Source organism: Arthrobacter sp. 001422645, from assembly GCF_059816125.1.
The window spans coordinates 122,340-141,594 of sequence record NZ_JCBANT010000009.1; the positions used below are offsets into that span (position 1 = coordinate 122,340).

At 64.1% G+C, this 19,255-nt stretch carries 19 protein-coding genes; 8 read left to right on the forward strand and 11 right to left on the reverse strand.

Annotated elements, in window-relative coordinates; translation table 11 throughout:
• Positions 1-3 precede the first annotated feature (3 nt).
• Complete coding sequence (locus AC6EUH_RS11235; protein ID WP_056430382.1) at positions 4-780, forward strand: IclR family transcriptional regulator; 777 nt, start codon at positions 4-6, stop codon at positions 778-780.
• Here AC6EUH_RS11235 and AC6EUH_RS11240 read toward each other — a convergent pair.
• The 3 genes from AC6EUH_RS11240 to AC6EUH_RS11250 all read right to left on the reverse strand — a co-directional run bounded on the left by AC6EUH_RS11240 (position 777) and on the right by AC6EUH_RS11250 (position 4,301).
• Entirely contained in the window at positions 777-1,577 is an 801-nt protein-coding gene (locus AC6EUH_RS11240; protein WP_056430386.1) for an IclR family transcriptional regulator, read from the reverse strand. The genes AC6EUH_RS11235 and AC6EUH_RS11240 overlap by 4 nt on opposite strands.
• 37 nt (positions 1,578-1,614) lie before the next feature.
• Entirely contained in the window at positions 1,615-2,760 is a 1,146-nt protein-coding gene (gene alr / locus AC6EUH_RS11245; RefSeq protein ID WP_499738707.1) for an alanine racemase, read from the reverse strand.
• Between the two features lie 101 nt (positions 2,761-2,861).
• Positions 2,862-4,301 (reverse strand): amino acid permease, encoded by a 1,440-nt coding sequence (locus AC6EUH_RS11250; RefSeq protein WP_056430391.1) that lies wholly within the window; start codon positions 4,299-4,301, stop codon positions 2,862-2,864.
• Positions 4,302-4,603: 302 nt separating this feature from the next.
• On the opposite strand from AC6EUH_RS11250, the gene AC6EUH_RS11255 reads away from it, so the two are divergent.
• The 3 genes from AC6EUH_RS11255 (at position 4,604) to AC6EUH_RS11265 (ending at position 8,564) form a co-directional block, all read left to right on the forward strand.
• Positions 4,604-5,656: a homoserine dehydrogenase gene (locus AC6EUH_RS11255; protein ID WP_056430393.1), complete on the forward strand. Its 1,053-nt coding sequence runs from the start codon at positions 4,604-4,606 to the stop codon at positions 5,654-5,656.
• Positions 5,649-7,064, forward strand: a complete 1,416-nt coding sequence (locus AC6EUH_RS11260; RefSeq protein ID WP_499738672.1) for an aldehyde dehydrogenase family protein — start codon at positions 5,649-5,651, stop codon at positions 7,062-7,064. The genes AC6EUH_RS11255 and AC6EUH_RS11260 overlap by 8 nt, the downstream gene beginning before the upstream one ends.
• A gap of 90 nt (positions 7,065-7,154) precedes the next feature.
• Positions 7,155-8,564, forward strand: coding sequence for an aspartate ammonia-lyase (locus tag AC6EUH_RS11265; RefSeq protein ID WP_499738673.1), 1,410 nt, complete (start codon positions 7,155-7,157; stop codon positions 8,562-8,564).
• 4 nt (positions 8,565-8,568) lie between these two features.
• Here AC6EUH_RS11265 and AC6EUH_RS11270 read toward each other — a convergent pair whose 3' ends face one another.
• Positions 8,569-9,036, reverse strand: coding sequence for an Lrp/AsnC family transcriptional regulator (locus tag AC6EUH_RS11270; RefSeq protein ID WP_056430402.1), 468 nt, complete (start codon positions 9,034-9,036; stop codon positions 8,569-8,571).
• Positions 9,037-9,112: 76 nt separating this feature from the next.
• Here AC6EUH_RS11270 and AC6EUH_RS11275 point away from each other — a divergent pair, with 76 nt between their 5' ends.
• The gene (locus AC6EUH_RS11275; protein ID WP_499738674.1) at positions 9,113-9,835 is read left to right on the forward strand and encodes an HAD hydrolase-like protein; all 723 of its coding nucleotides are present in this window, start codon (positions 9,113-9,115) and stop codon (positions 9,833-9,835) included.
• 109 nt (positions 9,836-9,944) lie between these two features.
• Here the strand turns inward: AC6EUH_RS11275 and AC6EUH_RS11280 are convergent, their stop codons facing one another.
• Positions 9,945-10,340, reverse strand: a complete 396-nt coding sequence (locus tag AC6EUH_RS11280; RefSeq protein ID WP_499738708.1) for a phosphotransferase — start codon at positions 10,338-10,340, stop codon at positions 9,945-9,947.
• Between AC6EUH_RS11280 and AC6EUH_RS11285 the strand changes: the two genes are divergently transcribed.
• On the forward strand, positions 10,327-10,701 hold the full coding sequence (locus tag AC6EUH_RS11285) for a hypothetical protein (protein WP_499738675.1): 375 nt from the start codon (positions 10,327-10,329) through the stop codon (positions 10,699-10,701). The two genes, AC6EUH_RS11280 and AC6EUH_RS11285, sit on opposite strands and share 14 nt — an antisense overlap.
• 483 nt (positions 10,702-11,184) lie before the next feature.
• On the opposite strand, the gene AC6EUH_RS11290 is transcribed toward AC6EUH_RS11285, so the two are convergent.
• The 4 genes from AC6EUH_RS11290 to AC6EUH_RS11305 form a co-directional block, all read right to left on the reverse strand.
• A complete protein-coding gene (locus AC6EUH_RS11290; RefSeq protein WP_499738676.1) occupies positions 11,185-12,249 on the reverse strand; it encodes a hypothetical protein in 1,065 nt (354 codons plus the stop codon).
• A 46-nt stretch (positions 12,250-12,295) separates the two neighbouring features.
• Entirely contained in the window at positions 12,296-13,147 is an 852-nt protein-coding gene (locus tag AC6EUH_RS11295) for a phosphatidylinositol-specific phospholipase C/glycerophosphodiester phosphodiesterase family protein (RefSeq protein WP_499738677.1), read from the reverse strand.
• A gap of 183 nt (positions 13,148-13,330) precedes the next feature.
• Positions 13,331-14,206, reverse strand: coding sequence for an aminoglycoside phosphotransferase family protein (locus AC6EUH_RS11300; protein WP_499738678.1), 876 nt, complete (start codon positions 14,204-14,206; stop codon positions 13,331-13,333).
• A 168-nt stretch (positions 14,207-14,374) separates the two neighbouring features.
• Positions 14,375-14,680 carry a hypothetical protein gene (locus tag AC6EUH_RS11305; RefSeq protein WP_499738679.1) on the reverse strand — a complete coding sequence of 102 codons (306 nt, stop codon included), beginning with the start codon at positions 14,678-14,680 and terminating at the stop codon, positions 14,375-14,377.
• A gap of 256 nt (positions 14,681-14,936) precedes the next feature.
• Here AC6EUH_RS11305 and AC6EUH_RS11310 point away from each other — a divergent pair, with 256 nt between their 5' ends.
• Together AC6EUH_RS11310 and AC6EUH_RS11315 are read left to right on the forward strand one after the other, a co-directional pair.
• Entirely contained in the window at positions 14,937-15,896 is a 960-nt protein-coding gene (locus AC6EUH_RS11310) for a hypothetical protein (RefSeq protein ID WP_499738680.1), read from the forward strand.
• A gap of 91 nt (positions 15,897-15,987) precedes the next feature.
• Positions 15,988-17,862: a Na+/H+ antiporter gene (locus AC6EUH_RS11315; protein WP_499738681.1), complete on the forward strand. Its 1,875-nt coding sequence runs from the start codon at positions 15,988-15,990 to the stop codon at positions 17,860-17,862.
• Between the two features lie 46 nt (positions 17,863-17,908).
• Here the strand turns inward: AC6EUH_RS11315 and AC6EUH_RS11320 are convergent, their stop codons facing one another.
• Positions 17,909-18,388 carry a GNAT family N-acetyltransferase gene (locus AC6EUH_RS11320; protein WP_499738709.1) on the reverse strand — a complete coding sequence of 160 codons (480 nt, stop codon included), beginning with the start codon at positions 18,386-18,388 and terminating at the stop codon, positions 17,909-17,911.
• Positions 18,389-18,426: 38 nt separating this feature from the next.
• On the reverse strand, positions 18,427-19,224 hold the full coding sequence (locus AC6EUH_RS11325) for an isocitrate lyase/PEP mutase family protein (protein ID WP_499738682.1): 798 nt from the start codon (positions 19,222-19,224) through the stop codon (positions 18,427-18,429).
• Positions 19,225-19,255 lie beyond the last annotated feature (31 nt).

Genomic DNA, 19,255 nt, shown 5'->3' on the forward strand with positions numbered 1-19,255 from the left:
TCCATGCCTAAGACATCCAGCATGGGGCGCGGAATCATGGCCGTCTTCGCGGTTGGCTCCCGCAACGCAAAAGGCCTCCCCGGCGGGACTGTCGCCGACATAGCAGCCGATTTGGGCAAGGACCGCAGCCAGGTTTCGCGGAGTCTGCGGGGAGCACAGCAGGAGGGCTTCCTGGAACGCCGGGAACAGCGGTCCTACGCGTTGGACTGGTCGCTCTTTACGGACGCGCAGCTGCTGACAGAGCAACGGCTGCAGACCGACGGCGCAACTGCCCTGGAAGGCCTTGCCCGCGAAACGGACGAAGGGTGCTTTCTGGGTGTGCTGAGCGGAGACAGCACGGTGACCATCGGTGAACGCGTTCCGACCAGCAGCCATATGGTCGGCTCGTGGCTGGGCCGGCCCTACCCTGCTTACTGCAGTGACGCCGGCCAGGCATTGCTGTGGGAGGCGTCGGACGCCGAGGTCCGAACCGTTCTTGCTGCCGCTGCATTCGTCCGCCATGGCCCCAACACGCCCGTGGATGTCGAGGACTTCCTCACCCGGCTGCGTGACGCGCGTGCGCGGGGCTACTCCATCGTCGATGAGGAGGCCGAGCCCGGCCTCTATTCCCTGGCCGTTCCGATCCGGGATTTCAAAGGCGACGTGGCGGCTGCGCTACAGGTTGTAGGGCCCAAGAAGCGGCTGGAGCCGCGTCGTGAACTCTGCGCCGCGGCTCTGGTGAGGTGGGGACGGTGGCTGGAGTCGTCGCTTGGTCACTCGTCGCCGCAGGAGCAGGCTTAGCTGGGAATGCCTTCGTGACCGGCATCGTCCCGCGCACTGAGGTCGCAGGGCCCGAGCCGTCCAGCGGCTTCCGCCATGGCCTTGGCGATGCGCTTGGCAATCGGTTCGATCGCGTTCCGGGCGCCTAGGACACTAAGGGCGGCAAGAATCGTTCCCTCAGCGTTGCGGACAGGGACTGCCAGTTCATAGATGCCGTGCTCGAACTCTTCCGCCGCCACGATGAAGCCGCGGGGCCTGTCCCGGTCCATCAGTTCGAAGACCTCAGCCGGCGAATGAGCCGCTCCCGGACCGCCGACGCCGATGAAGCTGACCTCGCTGAGCAGGTCATTGATCGTCGATTGTTCGTGGTCCCAAAGCAGCGCCCGGCCGGATCCGGTGCACCATACCGGTGTCACCATACCGGGCTTTACGAAGCTTCCGGGGAGGGCATCGTTGGTGGAAGCCCGCAGGAGAATGACGCGGAAGCCGTCGCGGACGGAGATTCTGAATCTGAGGCCGAACGTGGCCACCAAAGTTTCCAGCTCGGTTCTTGAGTCGCGAACCCAGCCGCTGTTAAGCGAGTCCGCCAAGGCGAAGAATCGCGGACCAGTTCGAAATGGCCCCCTCTCGACACGTTCCAACAGTCCCAGATCGCACAATTCCTGGGTCAGCCGGGACACACGGCTCTGTTCCAGGTCAAGTTCGGAGGCGAGCTGAGATACGCCTAGAAGCCGCCTGCCCCACTTTTCCCGGTCCGCGACCAAGCGGACAATGCGAAGACCTTGTGTCATGGACGACGATTCCGAGGAAGAATCCACTGTCAACGCTCCTTCCGCCCGATAGCCACGCCCATTCTCACACGTCCTTAGGGCTGACAAGGATGCGGCGCCCTCCCGCCCACACGGTATAAAGGTCAGCGAGGATGGCCGAATTCGCTGTTTCCAGCTCTTCGGCGGTGATTTCTTCGCTTCCTTGCCGCCCGAAGAGCACCACCTCGTCCCCGGGAGAGACATCCGCGATGTCGGTGACATCTACCACCATGGAATTCATGGAGACAAGGTCCACAATGGCAGCACGGCGGCCATGAACGAGCACGCTGCCCTGGCATGCCAGGGCACGGCGGTACCCGTCGCCGTAGCCTGCGGTCACCGATGCCAGCCTGGAATCCCGCGTCAGGGTATGCGTGAGCCCGTAGCCGACCTTGCTGCCGGTGGCATAGCTGTTGACGGAGGCGATTCTGGCCTTGAAGCTCAGGCACCGTTGAAACTGTCCCTGCGCCGGATCCGAATCGCCGTAGAGCACCGCCCCGGCACGGACCATGTCCAGCCAGGTACCGGGCATGTGCATCGCGGCGTAGGAATTCGCGCAATGCAGGAGGACATCCTCTCGGGGAATGCCGGTTAGCTGAAGCAGGGTCATCGCCTGGCTGTGAAAACGCCAAAGGCCCTGTTCGATATGCCGGTTATCGTCTGTGGGGAAGTGGGTCATGATCCCAGCCAGTTGAAGCCACGGGTGGCTGACGATGCCTACAGCGCAGGCCCGGCCGAGCGGGGTGGAGACATCGAGGCTGTGCCTGCTCATCCCGGAAGAATTGATGTCGAGATGGATTCGAATCGATTTTCCCGCGTCGGCGGCGATGTTGTGCATCTCCCACGCGCTCTCCGGATCGGCGACAAGTTCTTCGATGTCATGGTCCAGCCCGGCTTTTATCTCCTGCGGCGCTGCGGCACGGACACGCAGGATCCGGCCCTCAAAACCGCAGCGGCGCGCGAAGGCCGCCTCCTCGTTATTTCCGACTCCGACGAAAGGGACGCCAAGCCGTACGAGGGATGGGAGCACCAGGTCAGCTCCATGGCCGTAGGCATCGGCCTTGACCACCGCGCACAGAAGCGCTTGATGATCGATCATCGACAGGACGCCGCGGACATTTGACTCGAAGGCGACGGCGTCAATCTCCAGCCAGTTGCCGACGTTCTGGATGGAGCTGCCCACATGGTGCATCAGGTGTTGGGATTTCATGTCTTATCCGTGGGACAGCTTCGCGGCCGGGGACACGGAACGCCCAGGCCGCGAAGCTGAGTTGATGAGGGTGAACGGTGCAACTAGGCCGACTCGACCGTTCGCGGCTGGCGCCCGTACTTGAAGTAGAAAAAGGCGTAGCAGGCACCCACGAAGGGAACTCCGAAGTACAGTGCCGCGATCTGGTTCGGGTCAAAGGCAATACCGATGAGCGAAACGAGGCACAGCGTGAAAGCCAGGATCGGGACCAGCGGAAACAACGGGGCCCGGTACGGAAGGGCTGCGACATCGCCACCGTTTTTGACGAAAGCCCTCCGGTGGAAGAAGTGCGAGGCAACGATCGACATCCAGACCCCCACGACGGCGAAGCCCGCAACCGAAACGAGGGCCAGGTACACCGTTTCGGGTGCCATGACACTGCTGATAAGCGAGGCCAGGCCGCCCAGCATGCTGACGGACAGCGCAACCATGGGGATACCGCGTTGGGTTAGTTTCTTCAGCACCCGCGGGGCGTGTCCCTCATCGGCGAGGGAGTAGAGCATCCGGGCGCAGGAGAATAGGCCGCTGTTGCCGGCGGACAGAAGTGCCGTGATGATAACGAAGTTCATGATGTCGGCGGCAAACGGAACACCGATGGAGGAGAAGACTGTCACGAACGGACTTTCGTCCAGTCCGACCTCGTCAAACGGGACGGTTGCGGCGATGACGGCGATCGCACCGACGAAGAAGATGAGCAGGCGCACGACTGTACTGCGCATCGCCTTGGGGATGCTGGTGGCGGGATCTGCCGTCTCGCCTGCGGCAACGCCGATGAGCTCGGATCCGGAGAAAGCGTAGAACACCGCAAGTGCCGTCACGAGCACACCCGTAAAGCCGTTAGGGAAAAGGCCGCCGGCAGTGTTGAAGTTCTCGAACAGGACGGGGTGGTTGCCTCCCTCGCTGAGCGGATGAAAACCGAACAATGCGGCGCCGCCGAGAACAATGAGGCCCACGATCGCTGCGACTTTGACGATGGCGAACCAGAACTCGGATTCGCCAAAGAACTTCGAGGAAACTGCGTTGAGGCCGAACAGGAGTGAGGCGAAAATTAAGCACCAAACCCACACATCTATGCCCGGGAACCAGCGTTGCATGAGGAGACCGGAGGCTGTGAACTCCGATCCGATGGCTACGGCCCAGCAAAGCCAGTACAGCCAGGCCGTGGCGAAGCCGGTGGCGGGCCCGATGGACCTTGCGGCGTAAATGTGGAACGCACCCGAGACCGGGTAGGCGATGGCAAGTTCGCCGAGGCAGGCCATCACGAGATACACCACAAAGGAGCCGATGAGGTAGGCGATGACGGCACCAAGCGGACCGGCCTGGGAAATCGTGTAACCCGAACTCAGGAAGAGTCCGGATCCGATCACGCCGCCCATGGCGATCATGACGAGATGCCGCGGCCCCATGGACCGGCGGAGCCCTGGTTCGGCCACCGGCGGGGCCGTTGGGTGTTGTTCAAGCTTGATGGTTGATGAGGATTCCATGGTGTCTCCCAGGTGAGTGGTCAGGTCAGCGGCGATCGGTGCGCGTGAGCCTCGGGTTGAAGCGCCACGGGGTGGCTGGAGCTGCACAAGAGGATGGTGACGAAGGTAACACGGAATGGCCCTAGCGGTCATTAAAAACATCCAAACATGCATATGTCGCACGTATGTTACTTGGGGTCGTAGGTGTCGAATCGACATGCGGATGGTCAGTTCGCCCCGTTCTTCGGTCAAAATCACATGCCCTGACGGTCACGCAGTGCCGTCAATATTGGGTGACCAACCTTATTGATTGAAGGAGCACCATGACCACGTATGACATCGCGCTGATCGGCTTCGGCGGCGTAAACAGGACCCTGGCCGAACTGATCGCCACACGCGGCGAGGCACTTCGTTCAGATTTGGGTTTTGGCCTGCGGGTAGTTGCCATCACCGATCTTCGCCTCGGATCGCTGGTCCAGTCCGAGGGAATTGATCTTTCCATGGCCCTGAACCTGGGCAGCGGCGGGGAAACCTTCGCCGAGCATGGCGGATCCGCGGACACCCACAACGAAGCAGTCATCCGTACATGCCCAGCGGACATCATCTGCGAGGCCACCTACACAAACCCCGAAGACGGCGAGCCTGCCGTGTCCCACGTCCGATGGGCGCTCGAAGCCGGCAAGAGCGTGTGCACCACGAACAAAGGTCCGGTTGCTCTCCGCGGTGCCGAACTGACGTCAATGGCCGAACAGAACGGAGTGCATTTCGAGTTCGAAGGTGCCGTCATGAGCGGCACACCCGTCATCCGCTTGGCCAAGAAGATGTTCGCTGGCCTCAAGCTGAACGGCTTCGAAGGCATCCTCAACGGCACCAGCAACTACGTGCTGGGGCGGATGGAAGCAGGTTTGGACTACGACGCGGCCATTTGCGAGGCACAGGAACTTGGCTACGCCGAGGCAAATCCCGCAGCAGATGTCGAGGGTTACGACGTTCAGCTCAAAGTCCTGATCCTCGCCAACGAGCTTCTCGATGCCGGCATCGAACTCAAGGATGTTCAGCGGCACGGAATCTCGACGGTGACGCCGGAAGATATCCAGAACGCTGCCCGGGCAGGACGCCGCTGGAAACTGGTCGGTTCGGCTCAGCGGAACCCCGACGGGACCATAACAGCAGGTGTTAATCCCGTCGAGCTGCCCCTCGACCACGGGCTGGCCGGGGTTTCGGGCGCGACGAACGCCGTCGCCTTCGATACCGATCTCCTGGGTCAAGTCACCGTCTCGGGACCGGGAGCCGGTCGCGTGGAGACAGCTTATGCGTTGCTTTCTGACATCATCGCCATGCACGCTGCCAAGACGGAGGCAGTTGCACATGTCTGAGTCCACCATGTTCCGCATGGAAACGGCGCTGTCGCAGAACCTCCGGGAGGTGACAAGCCCCTACGACGGGAGGGTGGTCGGCACAGTTCCACTGACCGCCTCGACGGCCGGCGAAGCGGTGCTCGAAGTGGCACGCTCCGGCGCGAGGAAGGCCCGGGCTTTGTCCCGCAATGCACGCGGGAAGATTCTTGACGCCGCCGCGACGGACATCGAACACCGGAACGAAGAGTTCGCTCGCACCATTGTGGCCGAGTCCGGAAAGACCATCCGGCAGGCACGAAAAGAGGTGCTGCGAGCCGTCAACACCCTCCGCCTCTCCGCAGACGAGGCCCGCAGGAACGCAGGCGAGGTCATCCCGTTCGACTCTTATGAGGGCTCGGAGGACCGGACCGGCTGGTACTCCCGGGAGCCGCTGGGCATCATTGCGGCGATCACGCCTTTCAACGACCCGCTCAACTTGGTGGCACACAAGATCGGGCCGGCCATCGCCGGAGGGAACGCTGTGATCCTTAAGCCTTCCGCTCTGACGCCCCTGTCGGCCCAATTGCTCACGGATGCCCTCGTGGACGCCGGGCTCCCGCCCGAAGTCCTCTTTGTTGTACACGGCGACCGGGACGTGGCCGAAAGCATCATTGCATCCCGCGACGTACGAATGGTGTCCTTTACTGGTGGTTTCTCCACTGGAGAGAGCATCGCCCGCACCGCCGGGTTGAAGAAACTTTCGATGGATCTGGGCGGAAACGCGCCGGTGATCGTCCTGAACGACGCTGATATTGAGAACGCCGTCGAATCCTGCGTTTCCGGTGCATTCTGGGCCGCCGGCCAGAACTGCGTGGGGGTGCAGCGCATCCTCGTGGCTGAGTCGTTGTACTCCGAGTTCCGCCAGCGCTTCCTGGATGCAACGGCGATCTTGGTTGCCGGCGACCCGTCGGACGAGCGGACCGATGTGGGCCCGATGATCAGCCCTGTCGCATTGAGCGAACTCCGGAGCAAGCTGGACGAGGCGATTGACGCTGGCGCTGTGGTTCTCACTGGCAACGTGGCGGACGGCAATGTTCTTCAGCCGACCGTCCTGGAAGCCGTCCCGGCAGACAGCAGGCTGTGGAAGGAAGAAGTGTTCGGCCCCGTTGTCATGCTCCATCCTTTCAGCACCTTCGAGGAGGCCATCGAAGTTGCGAATGCCATCGACTTCAGCCTCCACGCAGGCATTTTCACGGACTCCCTGGGCAGGGCCATGGACGCTGCCCGCCAGCTGGAAGCAGGCGGCGTCATGATCAACGACTCCTCGGACTACCGGTTCGATGGCATGCCGTTCGGGGGTTCCAAGTACGGAAGCATGGGCAGGGAAGGCGTCCGCTTCGCCTATGAGGAAATGACTCAGCCGAAGGTCATCTGCATCAAGAACTAGGGACGGAGGGGCGCTGCGCTCCTCCACCTTTCGCTCGGACCAGCCACATTGGCCCTGCAAAAACGATTCCACATTAGAGAACGGAACATCATGACCACCCGCATCGAGACTGATTCGCTCGGCAGCATTCCCGTGCCGGCTGCGGTCTACTGGGGAGCCCACACTGCCCGTGCTTTGGAGAACTTCACCATCAGCGGCATTCCTGTCTCCCGTCACCCGCATCTGGTACGCGCCTTGGCGATGATCAAGAGCGCCGCGGCTCAGGCCAATTGCGAGCTCGGGGTCCTCACGCACGCGCAGAGCCAGGCAATCCGCGAGTCGTGCCAGGAAATCCAGGATGGACAGCACCATGAGCAGTTTTGCGTGGACGTCATTCAGGGTGGAGCGGGCACAAGCACGAACATGAACGCGAACGAAGTGATCGCGAACCTTGCCTTGGAAAAACTGGGCCACCGCCGCGGAGAGTACCAGCACCTGCATCCGATCGATCATGTCAACCGGTGCCAATCCACCAATGACACGTATCCAACGGCGATCAAGCTGGCCCTGATTTTCGCCACCGCGGAACTCCACCATGAACTGGGCAAACTTGCCGACACGGCCAGAGGAAAAGCCGCCGAATTCGCCGCCGTCGTAAAGATGGGCAGGACCCAACTTCAGGACGCTGTTCCGATGACCCTCGGGCAGGAATTCAATGCATTCGCCGCAACACTGGAAGAAGACCGCGCCCGGCTCCTTGAGTCCACGGGCCTTATGCGTGAGTGCAGTCTGGGCGCCACTGCCATCGGCACAGGCATCACCGCCGAGCCGGGATATCAACAGCTTGTACTGCGGGTACTGTCCGAAGTCTCTGGCGTCCGGCTCGTTCGTGCCGCTGACCTCGTCGAGGCAACGTCTGATGTCGGCGTTTTCATGCACATGTCGGGAATGCTGAAACGGACGGCGATAAAGCTGTCCAAGATCAGCAGCGACCTCCGGCTGCTGTCCAGCGGACCGCAGAACGGCTTTGGCGAGATCATCCTGCCTCCCCGTCAGGCCGGGTCGTCAATCATGCCGGGAAAGGTAAACCCCGTGATTCCGGAGACCATGAACCAGATCGCTTTCGCGGTCGCCGGAGCAGACACGACAGTCACGATGGCGGCGGACAACGGCCAACTCCAGCTCAACGCTTTTGAGCCTGTTATTGCCCACGTACTTCTTCAGAGCATTTCGTGGCTCAAACAAGGAGTACGCGTTCTCCGGACTCACTGCTTGGAAGGCATCGAAGCAAACACCGAACGACTCGCCCGCCAGACGGCAGTCTCAGCGGGCCTTGCGACGGCGCTGATTCCGGCCATCGGTTACACGGCCGCAGCAGCAGTCGCCAAAGAGGCCCTCCACAACGGATCGACGATTCTTGACGTCGTCACCAGCAGGAAACTCCTGGACCGGGACGCGGCCCAGAAGCTGCTTGAAGCCGCCGTGCGGCCCGTTGAGGAGACCGCCACGTCGCCTGTCTGACCGCTCATTCCGCGTTGCCGACTCCACCGGTGCCTCGCCTAATGACACTGGAAAGCGTCATTGCCGTGACGGTGTCGGTGACGCCGGGAAGCGCGGCGATCTGCTCCCAGATCTCCTGGATCCTTTCCAGCGACCGGGCTTCAATTCTCACCAGTAGATCGAAGTCGCCGCTGACTACATCACACAAAACCACTTCCGGAATGGTCCGCAGAACTGTGATGACGTCCGACCCCCGCACACGGTCCTTCCGATAGACCATCAGGAAGGCAGATACGGGACTCTGGCCGGGCGGGCCCGACACAACTGTGTACCCCTGGATATACCCTTGCCGTTCCATCCGGTCGATCCGCTGGCGCACCGCATTCCGTGAAAGCAACACCTTCGTTGCCAGTTCCGCGTGACTAATGCGTGCGTTCTTCGTGAGCTCCGCAAAGATCCTCTGGTCTATCTGATCAAGACTCACTCGATCCATGCCTACCCTTCACAGCAAATCAATCCCCGGGCACAACCCGAGCTGAACCAACGCCAAGACCGAAAGTTCCTGAGAAATGATACTTCCGCACCAAAACCGTCCGACGCTTAAGGACATAACCTGCGTCCTGTTCGACATGGACGGAACGCTGCTCGACTCCGCACCCGGAGTTACATCAAGTGCCGCCCAAGCCCTGGCCGCTGTAGGCGCATCCATCCCGTCACAGGATGAACTGTGCCGGTTTGTCGGCCCGCCGATGATCGAGTCCTCCAGAACAGTGGCAGGGCTGGACGAACCAACCGCCCAAAGAGCCCTCCAACACTATCGCAAAGCGTATGCGGACAATGGTGCTGAGCAGTCCAGCCTTTACGCCGGAATCATCGAACTGCTGGAGGATCTACAGTCAGCCGGCATACCCATGGCTGTGGCCACTTCCAAAGTGGAAGATCAGGCAGTACGACTCGCGCGACGGTTTGGCATAGAACGCCACTTCGTCAACGTATGCGGTGCCTCCGACAGCGAGAGACGGGCCACCAAGGCGGAGGTCATTGCCGAACTGCTGCTCCGTCTCGACTCCTACGGCGTCGACATCTCCCATCCGGTGATGGTCGGTGACCGAAGCCATGATGTCGCGGGAGCAGCGGACCACGGCATCTCCACCATCTTCGTGCCTTGGGGATACGGCGGCGCGGAAGAAGCGTCGGGAGCGGCCGCGGTGGCCGCCTCACCTTCAGCCCTGGTGCAAATGATCCTGCAGAACAGCCACCGCCCCACTCGCCAGACAGGCGCCATACTGTAGCGGTTCACAGGTCTGCCTTTGAATCTCATTCGGTGGAAACGACGACGGCGCCAGGGTCCCCGGTATCGGGCGCTGAGGCTGAGGGAGGCCCTGCCAGCGGTTCCCTAAGTCAGCCTTCCAGGATCTGCCTGATCCCGAACTCCCCCACGGCGAACATCCGCGGATTGTCGTTGGAGTTGCTCACCAGGGCGGCGGACAGGTTGAGAGCCCAGCCCCGGGCCCTCATCCAGGTGTCCCCTTCCACTGCTAGGCCAAAGGCGTCGATAAAGCGGTGCCGGGCGCCGGCGTCGAACATCAGCCATCCCACCGCCAGATCGACCGCCGGGTCCCCTGCCCCGACGTCGCCGAAATCGATCACGCCGGCCAGCGAGCCGTCGTCCGCCAGCAGGACATTGCCCGGGTGAAGGTCCCCGTGGAGCATCATCGGCGGACCGTCCCAGGCTTTGGCGGCACAGGCCTCGACTTCAACCGCGGTTGCTAGGATCGAACTAATGAACCAAATTATTCGAAATGGTCAAATTAAGAACGCTTACTGGATACTCCTAAGCGTCTTTTTCGCTGCAGGAGTCGTTATCATTGGCCTTGCCGAGGGGATAATTCTGCTCGTTGCGGCAATCGCGCTCGTGGTCGCCATCGTCGGCCTCACGGCTCTGCATGGACAGTTCAGGAAAGACGTTATGCGCAGCCTCTCGACTGCGTCACCGGGCGTCGGCATCACGGCGGCCACCGTCGTTGCCGTTGCCGTCCTGCTGCGCGGCACTGATTCCGCGGTTTGGGCCGTCCCTCTACTGGCCGGCGGCGCCTCCGCTGGCCTTTATGTGTGGTTGCACCGCCATGGCCGTTACGACGAGTCCGCTGCTGTCTGAGGTCTAAACGCCGGTCCGGCCGCGGAGCCGCCCGTTTCCAGTGACGGATCGTGCCTCCTCAGGCCCGAGGCTGATCGTGTTCCGGGCGGTTCCGCGCGTCAATGCCATACGACTTCGGGCTGCAGCACCGGCCCTGCATAGTGCACTCGATCGCTCCAGGTTTGCATGGTCGGTTCCTGTCTTCGAAAAGCAATGGCAGGCCAGGAACAAAATGGGGAGCGATAGTTGCCGAAGAGCCCGCCGTCCGGCGCGGCTGCCCGGACGACCTTCCCAGGACGGTGCTCGTTGGTATATCCGAGTTCCCGAGCGCCAATTCACAACGTGTCCCCGTCCACATCGGAGTCAGCACCCCGGTCCCCGGCGGGCTGGCTGCATAGCCCGCGGATGAGGATCTCTACACCCTGTGTCCCTCCTGCGGCCAGGTGCACCGTGTTGAGCGGACGACGGCGGTACCTCCCGCCGTCGTCCGCTTCCGTGCGGTGACTACTGGGTGAAGGCGACCTTTTCCCAGGCCAGAACGTCCGCGTCGTCGGCACGGTTGCCGGCGACGGTGAACCTGACGTAGTTGGTGGCGTTGGCGGATCCGTCCACGGTGATGCGCTGCAGGTCATCTGCGGCGGGCTGGCCGTAGATGCCCAGCCAGGGTGAGCCCTCCGCGAGCGGCTCGTTCTCGGCGAAGGCGTGGCTGTCGCCGTTGATGAGGTAGACCGGGGCGTCGAAGCTGTTGGTTTCGTCGATGATGGCCTGCACGATATCGCGGAAACCGGACATGGTGTCCGGGTTGGCGGTCGCGGCGGCGAGCAGGGACGGGTCGAACATGTCGGCCTGGGTCATCAGGACAACGGCGCGGTCGTTGCGGCGTTCGGCGTCAGCGAAGGTGTCGCGGATCTGGGCCAGGACTGCGCCCGTCCGGTGCTCAACTTCGTCCAGCTGCTCGGGCGTGGCGGTGGTTTCGCCCAGGCCCGTCCACGGCTGCAGCGAGTTGTTGCTGCCCTGGATGTTCAGCACGGAAAACGCCACCCGGTTGTGAGTGAAGCGGACGTTTTCCGGCAGCCCGAGGTCCGCCTGGGTCTTGACAGGCATGGTGGCGCCCAGGGTCTTGCCAGGCTCGTCGAAGAAGACATCCCGCAGCTTGTCGAGCCGTTCCAGAGGGTTGTAGGCGCCGTTGTTGGTGCGGTGGCAGTCCACCCATTCGTTGTCGCCCGGGGTGAAGACCAGCGGGTGCTCGAAGGTGTCGAACTGCGTGCGGATGTTCTCGAAGTACTCGTCCGAGCAAACCGAGGAACCGTTCTTGATGTCGCCCACGTGGGTGACGAACTTCAGCGCGCTGTCGGCGTTGATGTCCTGGATGCGGGCGGGGAACTTCGCGATTTCCGCCTCGCCGTAGGGGATGTCACCGATCACGCCGAACGTGAACCCTTTGTTGTCCGCGGCGCTGTCGGCGGTGCCGTCGGCGGCGGTGGCGGCGGCGGTGGCGGGCTGGGACGAAAGGAGGCCGAGCGCCAGGACCGCTGCCGCCGTCGTCGTTTTGATGGTCCTTGAAGGCATGGCGGTGTTCCTCTTCTTTGCGGAGTTGGGGCTTGAGGCGTGCGGCTTAGGCCGCGCGGGCGGTCAGGAACTGCTGCAGCGCGGCGAGGTCGTCGGTGTTGATGTGGTCCACGCCGGCATCGAAGAGTTCGTTCCAGATGGCTCCGCGTGCGGTGCCGGGCATGTCCGGGGTGGCCCAGAAGCGGACGCGGTAGCCATTGGCGTGCGCGTCGGCCACGTAAGCGCGCAGTTTGGCGCGCTCGGCCTCCGGCATGGGGCCCACGCCCTGCCAGGTGAAGAGCTTGGTCCAGTTGTCGCTGACCAGCGGTATCAGGCCCGCAGGCTTGCCGGAGGTGAGGTCTGCGGAGCGGCCATCGTAGAAGCTGAAGCGCTTCTCCTGTGCCTGCATGGTGGCCAGCGGGCGGTTTCCGCTGATGACCGCGGTGACCGGGCCGGTCTTGGTGGTGCCGTGGCTGTAGCGGCTCATGATGTCGCGGTGCTCGGCCAGTTCCTTCTCGATGGCGGCGTAGGTGGATTCGCCGTCGCTCTTGATGTCGATCAGAAGCTGCAGGCTGCCGTCCCACTTCGGGTAGACGCTGTGGCCCTGACCCCGGGCGAGGTCCTGGAGCGGATCGAGGTAGAGGCTCTCGAGCGTCACGCCGGGCCGGGCATCCTCCAGGTCGTGGGCCACCAGCAGCTCGCCGTCCACCAGCCACACGTCCGCTTCCACGCTGGTGAAGCCATGCTCCAATGCGTCGAACAGGGGACGGTCATGCTCATAGTCGTTGTGCGCATGCGCCTGGGCGAGCGGCTGGCCGACGACGGGAGCCGGCTTGGTTGCCTCTGCCTGGGCAGGGGCTGCTGCACCGGCCAGGGAGGCAAGGACGGCGACAGCGGCGAGGGTGCTTTTCACGTACACGGAGTACTCCTTGAATACAGGGGACTCTCCGCCCGGCACATGGGAACGTGCCGGGCAAAAGGGGGCGTGAAAAGACTGCTGGTCGCGGGAGAACGCTGGAGGGCGTGTTGGTGGCTGGTGGGTGAACTGGGAAAGATCGTTGGCGTGGCGAGGATGAGGGAGGCCCTGCCAGTGGTGCCTAAGTCAGCCTCCCAGGATCTGCCTGATCCCGAACTCCCCCACGGCGAACATCCGCGGATTGTCGTCGGAGTTGCTCACCAGGGCGGTGGACAGGTTGAGGGCCCAGCCCCGGGCCCGCATCCAGGTGTCCCCTTCCACTGCTAGGCCAAAGGCGTCCATAAAGCGGTGGCGGGCGCCAGCGTCGAACATCAGCCATCCCACCGCCAGATCGACAGCCGGGTCCCCTGCCCCGATGTCGCCGAAATCGATGACGCCGGCCAGCGAGCCGCCGTCCGCCAGCAGGACATTGCCCGGGTGAAGGTCCCCGTGGAGCATCATCGGCGGACCGTCCCAGGCTTTGGCGGCACAGGCCTGCGCCCACACTGCTCTCAGCGCTGCTGCCTGCGGGTAGCGTTCGCGGTCCCGGAGCCGTTCCACCACCGCAGTGTCGCGCTCCAGCAGCGGCACGCCGCGGAAAGGATTCACGGGTACGCCGGTGTCGGCGGGCACGTGGAGGGAGAGGAGGAAATCGGTCAGACCCTCAGCGGCCGGCCCACGGTCCGCGGGGCCGACGTCGGCCGCGGCGGTTCCGGGGACCCACCGCACGATGCTCCACGGCCAGGGAAAGTCCGGCGCCCGCCGGCCGGCGTGGACGGGGACAGGAACCGCCACCGGGGAGCGGCTGGCGATGCCGGGAAGGTAGCGCTGCTCATGCAGGATCAGCGGCACGGCCTCGGCCCTGCGCGGCAGCCGGACGGCCAGGTCATCGCCGAGCCGGAAGGTCGCGTTGTCCCAGCCATTCGCGACCCGCACCGGCTGACGATCGGCGAGATCGGGCCGCTGGTCCCGGACGACGGACTGGACGACGGCGTCATTGACTTCCAGCGTGGCTGGTGGCATTCCCGCCATCCGGAGGCCCGCCTTCCTTTGCGCCCGGAATGCAGTCCAATCCTTTCCCGGCATCCTCCAGCCCGCTGGAGGATATGGAATCGCCGCGGGATGTCCCGCCGTCGACCTGGGGACGCCGGGCATGAAACTCATCCGGCGAAGACCCCGGATTCTCGGGGGTCAGCCCGCGCCCAGGCCCTCGCGGGCCATCTCCTCCAGAATCCTGGCTGTTGGCGCTGCCGACATGAGCTGCCCCATCACCTCGGGTTTGTCCCACACCTGGCTGCGCAACTTTTCCAGAAAGTCGGTCGCGGCCTCCTTGGTGTCGAAGTCCAGGAGCACGGCCACGCTGTTCTGGTCCTCGGTATCCCGGAACAAGCGGACAGATCGGGCGCCCGAGGCTGCGCGACCTGCGGGATCCGTGTCGAACACTTTCTTGAAAGCCTCGTATTCCCGGACCGGATAGCTAATCTGCAGGGTGAACATCGTCCTTCCTTCCCTCGCGCTGTGGCAGGGACCACGATAGGCCGTCCAGCGTCATCCCGATAGGGCCGGAAGGTGGACGTGAGCCGGCGCCGCGCATGAGGGCGGTGACGTTGATCCGGAAGACCCGATCCCGGCGGTCATCGTCCACCTCGTGGGTGGGGCGACTAGGTTAGTCCATTCGGTGCATTATTCTGGACGGGATAACCCACTTACTCGTGCGCGTCCCTCCCAGAGCGCTCAGACGCAAGGAGCCTCCGTGAGCCTTCCCGCTCAAGCGATGGACCAGACAGCTCCCAGCAGACCACCACGCCGAACTCCCGCCGGGGATGCCGCTTGGGGGCGGCTGATCGGGATCCTCGCGGGATTGCTCGGTTTGGGCCCCTGGCTGGTGACCGGCGCACAGCTCCCACTGCAGAACTTGTGGGGCGCCGACGTCGCTCCGGACCAGATGCCCGTGTCGTTACTGCCGCTAAGCCAATACGAACTCACCACGATCGTGGCCCTCCTCACCGTGGGAGGTGCGGCAGCCGGACTTGCGGTGCGCATCTGGTCCCCCGCCCGACGGCGACTGGTGGCGTGGTGCGCGGCAGCCGGCGTTCTTGTGGTCCAGTCCACGGCTGCCGTCCAGTCCTTCACCGTGCTCGACGGCGGCTTGACGGGCGGAACAACGGCAAGCCTCTACTTCGCCGGGTTGCTCGCGGGCGTCACCGCATCCCTCGCTGCTGCCCTCGTGGCGCACCTGCTGCTCTGTTCAAGGTCACGGAGCCTGGCGGCACTGGGCGCCGGACTCGTGGCGGTGCCGTTCGCTTCGTGGACGGTGGAGTGGGTTGTCGGCTTCGTTGGCCACATCAACGTCCCCGCGGCAGTGCCGTCCCTGGCTCACTGGATTCCCGCCATCCTCGTTGGTTGTGCCCTGGCATGGTGCGGCCTTCGTCCTGCGCGGCGGGCCGCGATGTGGGCCCTGAACCTTGCCCTGTTGTGGGTGGTTCCCGCCCTGTTCATCTCCGTCAACTACGTTCTGGGGACGCGCGTACTGGCTGGCGACCTGCAGGAGATGCTGTTGATGAGTCGGCAGATCCTGGCGGCAACACTTGGACCCGCGGGTGGAGCAGCTCCCAAAGTCTTGCTGGCTCTGGTCATCGCGTTGGCGGGGCTGGGGGCCAAATCCATTTTTGCCCGCCGGCGGCCGGACGTGCCGACCTTCCCGTCCACGTAAAATCCCGGCTCACCCGCGATTGAGCACGGCCACGCTGGTCTGGTCCTCCGCCGGCCCAGACACGCTTTCCTCCAGCTGAGACAATGTCCCAATGGACATCGCGCTGGGACTCCTGGTTCTCGTCGCGGTGGTCTGTGCCGGCAGCGCGCTGGGCCGGAAGCTCAACATTTCGGTCCCACTGCTGCTGGTGTTGGCCGGCGTGGTGGGCTCCTTCCTCCCCTTCGTTCCGCAGATTGAGCTGAACCCTGAAGTGGTCCTTGTGGGACTCTTGCCGCCGCTGCTGTACGCCGCGGCGCTGCGGACTTCGCTCTTCGATTTCAGCTCCAACCGCCGCGCCATCGGACTGCTCTCGGTGGGCTACGTCATCTTCGGAACCTTCGCCGTGGGCTTTGTGGTCTGGTGGTTGTTCCCGGAAATTCCGCTGGCTGCCGCTATCGCCCTCGGCGCGGTCGTGGCGCCGCCGGATGCTGTGGCGGCCACCGCCATCGCGAGGAAGGTGCGAATGCCACGCAGGATCGTCACCATCCTGGAGGGTGAATCCCTGGTCAACGACGCCACCGCCCTGATCTGCCTTCGCGCCGCCATCGCCGCCATTGCGGGGTCGGTGTCCGTGACGGGGATCGCCGGGGACTTCCTGCTCGCGGCCGGGGGCGGGGTGGTGGTGGGCATTGCGGCCGCCTACGTGCTGACCGAGCTCCGCAAGCGGACCCGGAACGTCGCCATTAACACGTCGACGTCGTTGATCGCCCCGCTGGTCGCCTACCTTCCCGCGGAGGCGATTCACGCGTCCGGCGTACTCGCCGTCGTCGTTACCGGGTTGGTGATGGGTACCAAGGCGCCATCCATGCCCAACGGTGCCGCCCGGCTGAGCCAGCGCAGCAATTGGAACACTGTGCAGTTTCTGCTGGAAAACGCAGTCTTCCTGCTGATCGGGCTGCAGGTGCGGACCATCATCGACGGCGTCCAAGACGACTCCCTGGGCGCGGGGCGGATTTGGGCCGGCTGCGCTCTGATCCTGCTGGCGGTGCTGGTGCTCCGGCCGGTATGGGTTTTCCCGGCCACGTACCTGCCCCGCCTGATTCCGGCCGTGCGGCGGAACGACCCGGCGCCGCCGTGGCAGTTCGCGGCGATTGTCTCCTGGGCCGGGATGCGGGGAGTGGTCACCCTGGCCGCGGTGCTGGTGCTGCCCGCAGATCTGGAGCACCGTTCGGTGCTGATCCTGGCCGCCCTGGTGGTGGTGGGCGGCACGCTGACGCTGCAGGGGTTCACTCTTCCGGGGCTGGTCCGTCTCCTGAAGGTCCAGGGCCCGGACCAGCGCGAAGACGCGCTGAACCAGGCTTCGCTGATGCAACTGGCCACCGCTGCGGGCGTGGCACGCCTGCAGGAACTGCGCACGGAAAACGATCCGCCAGAGGTGGTGGCCATGCTGAAACGCCGCACCCAGGAGCGCGGGTTGGCTGCTTGGGAACGGCTCGGCCGCCCATCGGCGGAAACGGCGACCCCCAGCGCGCGTTACGCCTGGCTGCGGCTGGCCATGCTGGAAGCGGAACGGGCCAAGGTACTGGAACTGAGGCGGGGCGGCGAGTACGCGCAGGAGGTCCTCAGTGATGTGCTGGACCGGCTGGATGTTGAGGAATCCATGTTGGACATGGCGCTGGACGAGGTGGACACCTCCGGCGAGGGCGGCGGGGAAGGGATCGCGCGGCCGGGCGGAGTATGTGCCCACCTCGAGTCGGCCCGGTCTCGGGACGTACCCGCGGACCCCTTCTGCGCGAGCTGCCGGAGGGAAGGCACCACGACGGTGCACCTGCGGATGTGCCTGGCGTGCGGCAGGGTGGGGTGCTGTGATTCCTCACCCGGAAGCCACGCCTCGAGGCACTTCGAAGCGACCGGGCACCCGGTGATGCGGAGCATCGAGCCGGGCGAAGACTGGCGCTGGTGCTATCAGGACGACCTGCTGGGCTGACGGCAGGACAGAAGACTTTCCCCTCGCCGTGAACAACGTGCCCGTTTCAGAGCTCGCGATAGTAGTAGAGCATTGGGTCTGTCTGGTTGGGTTCGGTGTTGGTGAACCCGTGGGCTTCGTAGAAACGGCGCGCATCGGTGTCCTCGCCGTCCACGTTGATCTCAAGGAGTGCACCGCCCCGGGCCCGCACCAATTCGAGGGCTGCGTCCAGGAGTGCGCTGCCGAGGCGGTGACCGCGGAGCTCTGGACGGACATAGAGCTCGTCGAGGATCGCGACCGGCCCCCGGTACCAGACGTTGGGCCGGAAACTAAGCACCGCAAGCCCGCTCGCTGGCTCGCCGGTCAGCAGGACCACCACGTCGTCCCCTGCCAGGAGCTGCGTCAATCGTGATTGAAGCTCCTGGGTGTCCGGGGTCGGCGTCGAGAACTCAGTGTTGAAGTCATGAAGTAACTGGGCAACGACGGCGGCGTCGTCCAGTGTCGCCCGCCGCGGCTTCTGGCCGCCTGCAGAATCGTCGGAAGTCATGGCTTCATCAAGAGGAGCAGGCGAAGCGGCGTCCATGGTCACCTCCTCTCAAGATCCGGAGGGCGCTGGCTGAAGGACACGAGACGCGACTGCATCTCCCAGTACGGAGTGGCGGCCGGGACCTGCGTGCCGTCACGCAGGGCGTTGACCACGTTCACCGCCGCGTCCACTGCTGCGCGGTATGGCAGGGAGCCGGAACTCACCCGCCGGACCCCCAGCTCGCCCAGCTCGGCAACAGTCAGCGAGGGATGTGCCAGCACGTTGACCGGCAGCCCAATACCGGCCGTGATGGTCCGGATGTCCTCCGGGACCACAAGTCCGGGGACGAAGATCCCGTCCGCTCCGGCGTCGGCGTAGGCCCGGGCGCGGAGCAGGACGGCATCCACAGTGGCCTGTTCGCCGAACCATATGTTGTCCACCCGGGCGTTGATGAACAGAGCAGGGCTGCGCCGCTTGACGGCGGCCACTTTCTCGGCAAAAGCTGCTGGATCGACCAGGTGCCCGTCCGTGCTGTCCTCCAGGTTGACCCCGGCCACGCCCTGGGCAGCCAGTTGGGTCACAAAGTCTGCAACCTCGGCGGGGTCATCGGAGTAGCCGTCCTCGACGTCCGCCGTGACGTGGACAGGCAGGCGGCACAGCTGGTTCACCAGGGCGGCGGTCACTGCCTTGCTGGACCGGCCGCCGTCGGGCAGGCCGGCGCTTGCCGCGATGCCAAAGCTGGTGGTGCCGACGGCCGGATAGCCAGCTGACGCAAATGCCAAGGCGGATCCGACGTCCCACGCATTGGGAAGCAGGAGCGGCGCCCCGGTGTGGTGGAGTTCCCGAAAAGTGGCCATAGTATTTCCTTCCCTCCCAACCGAATAGGTG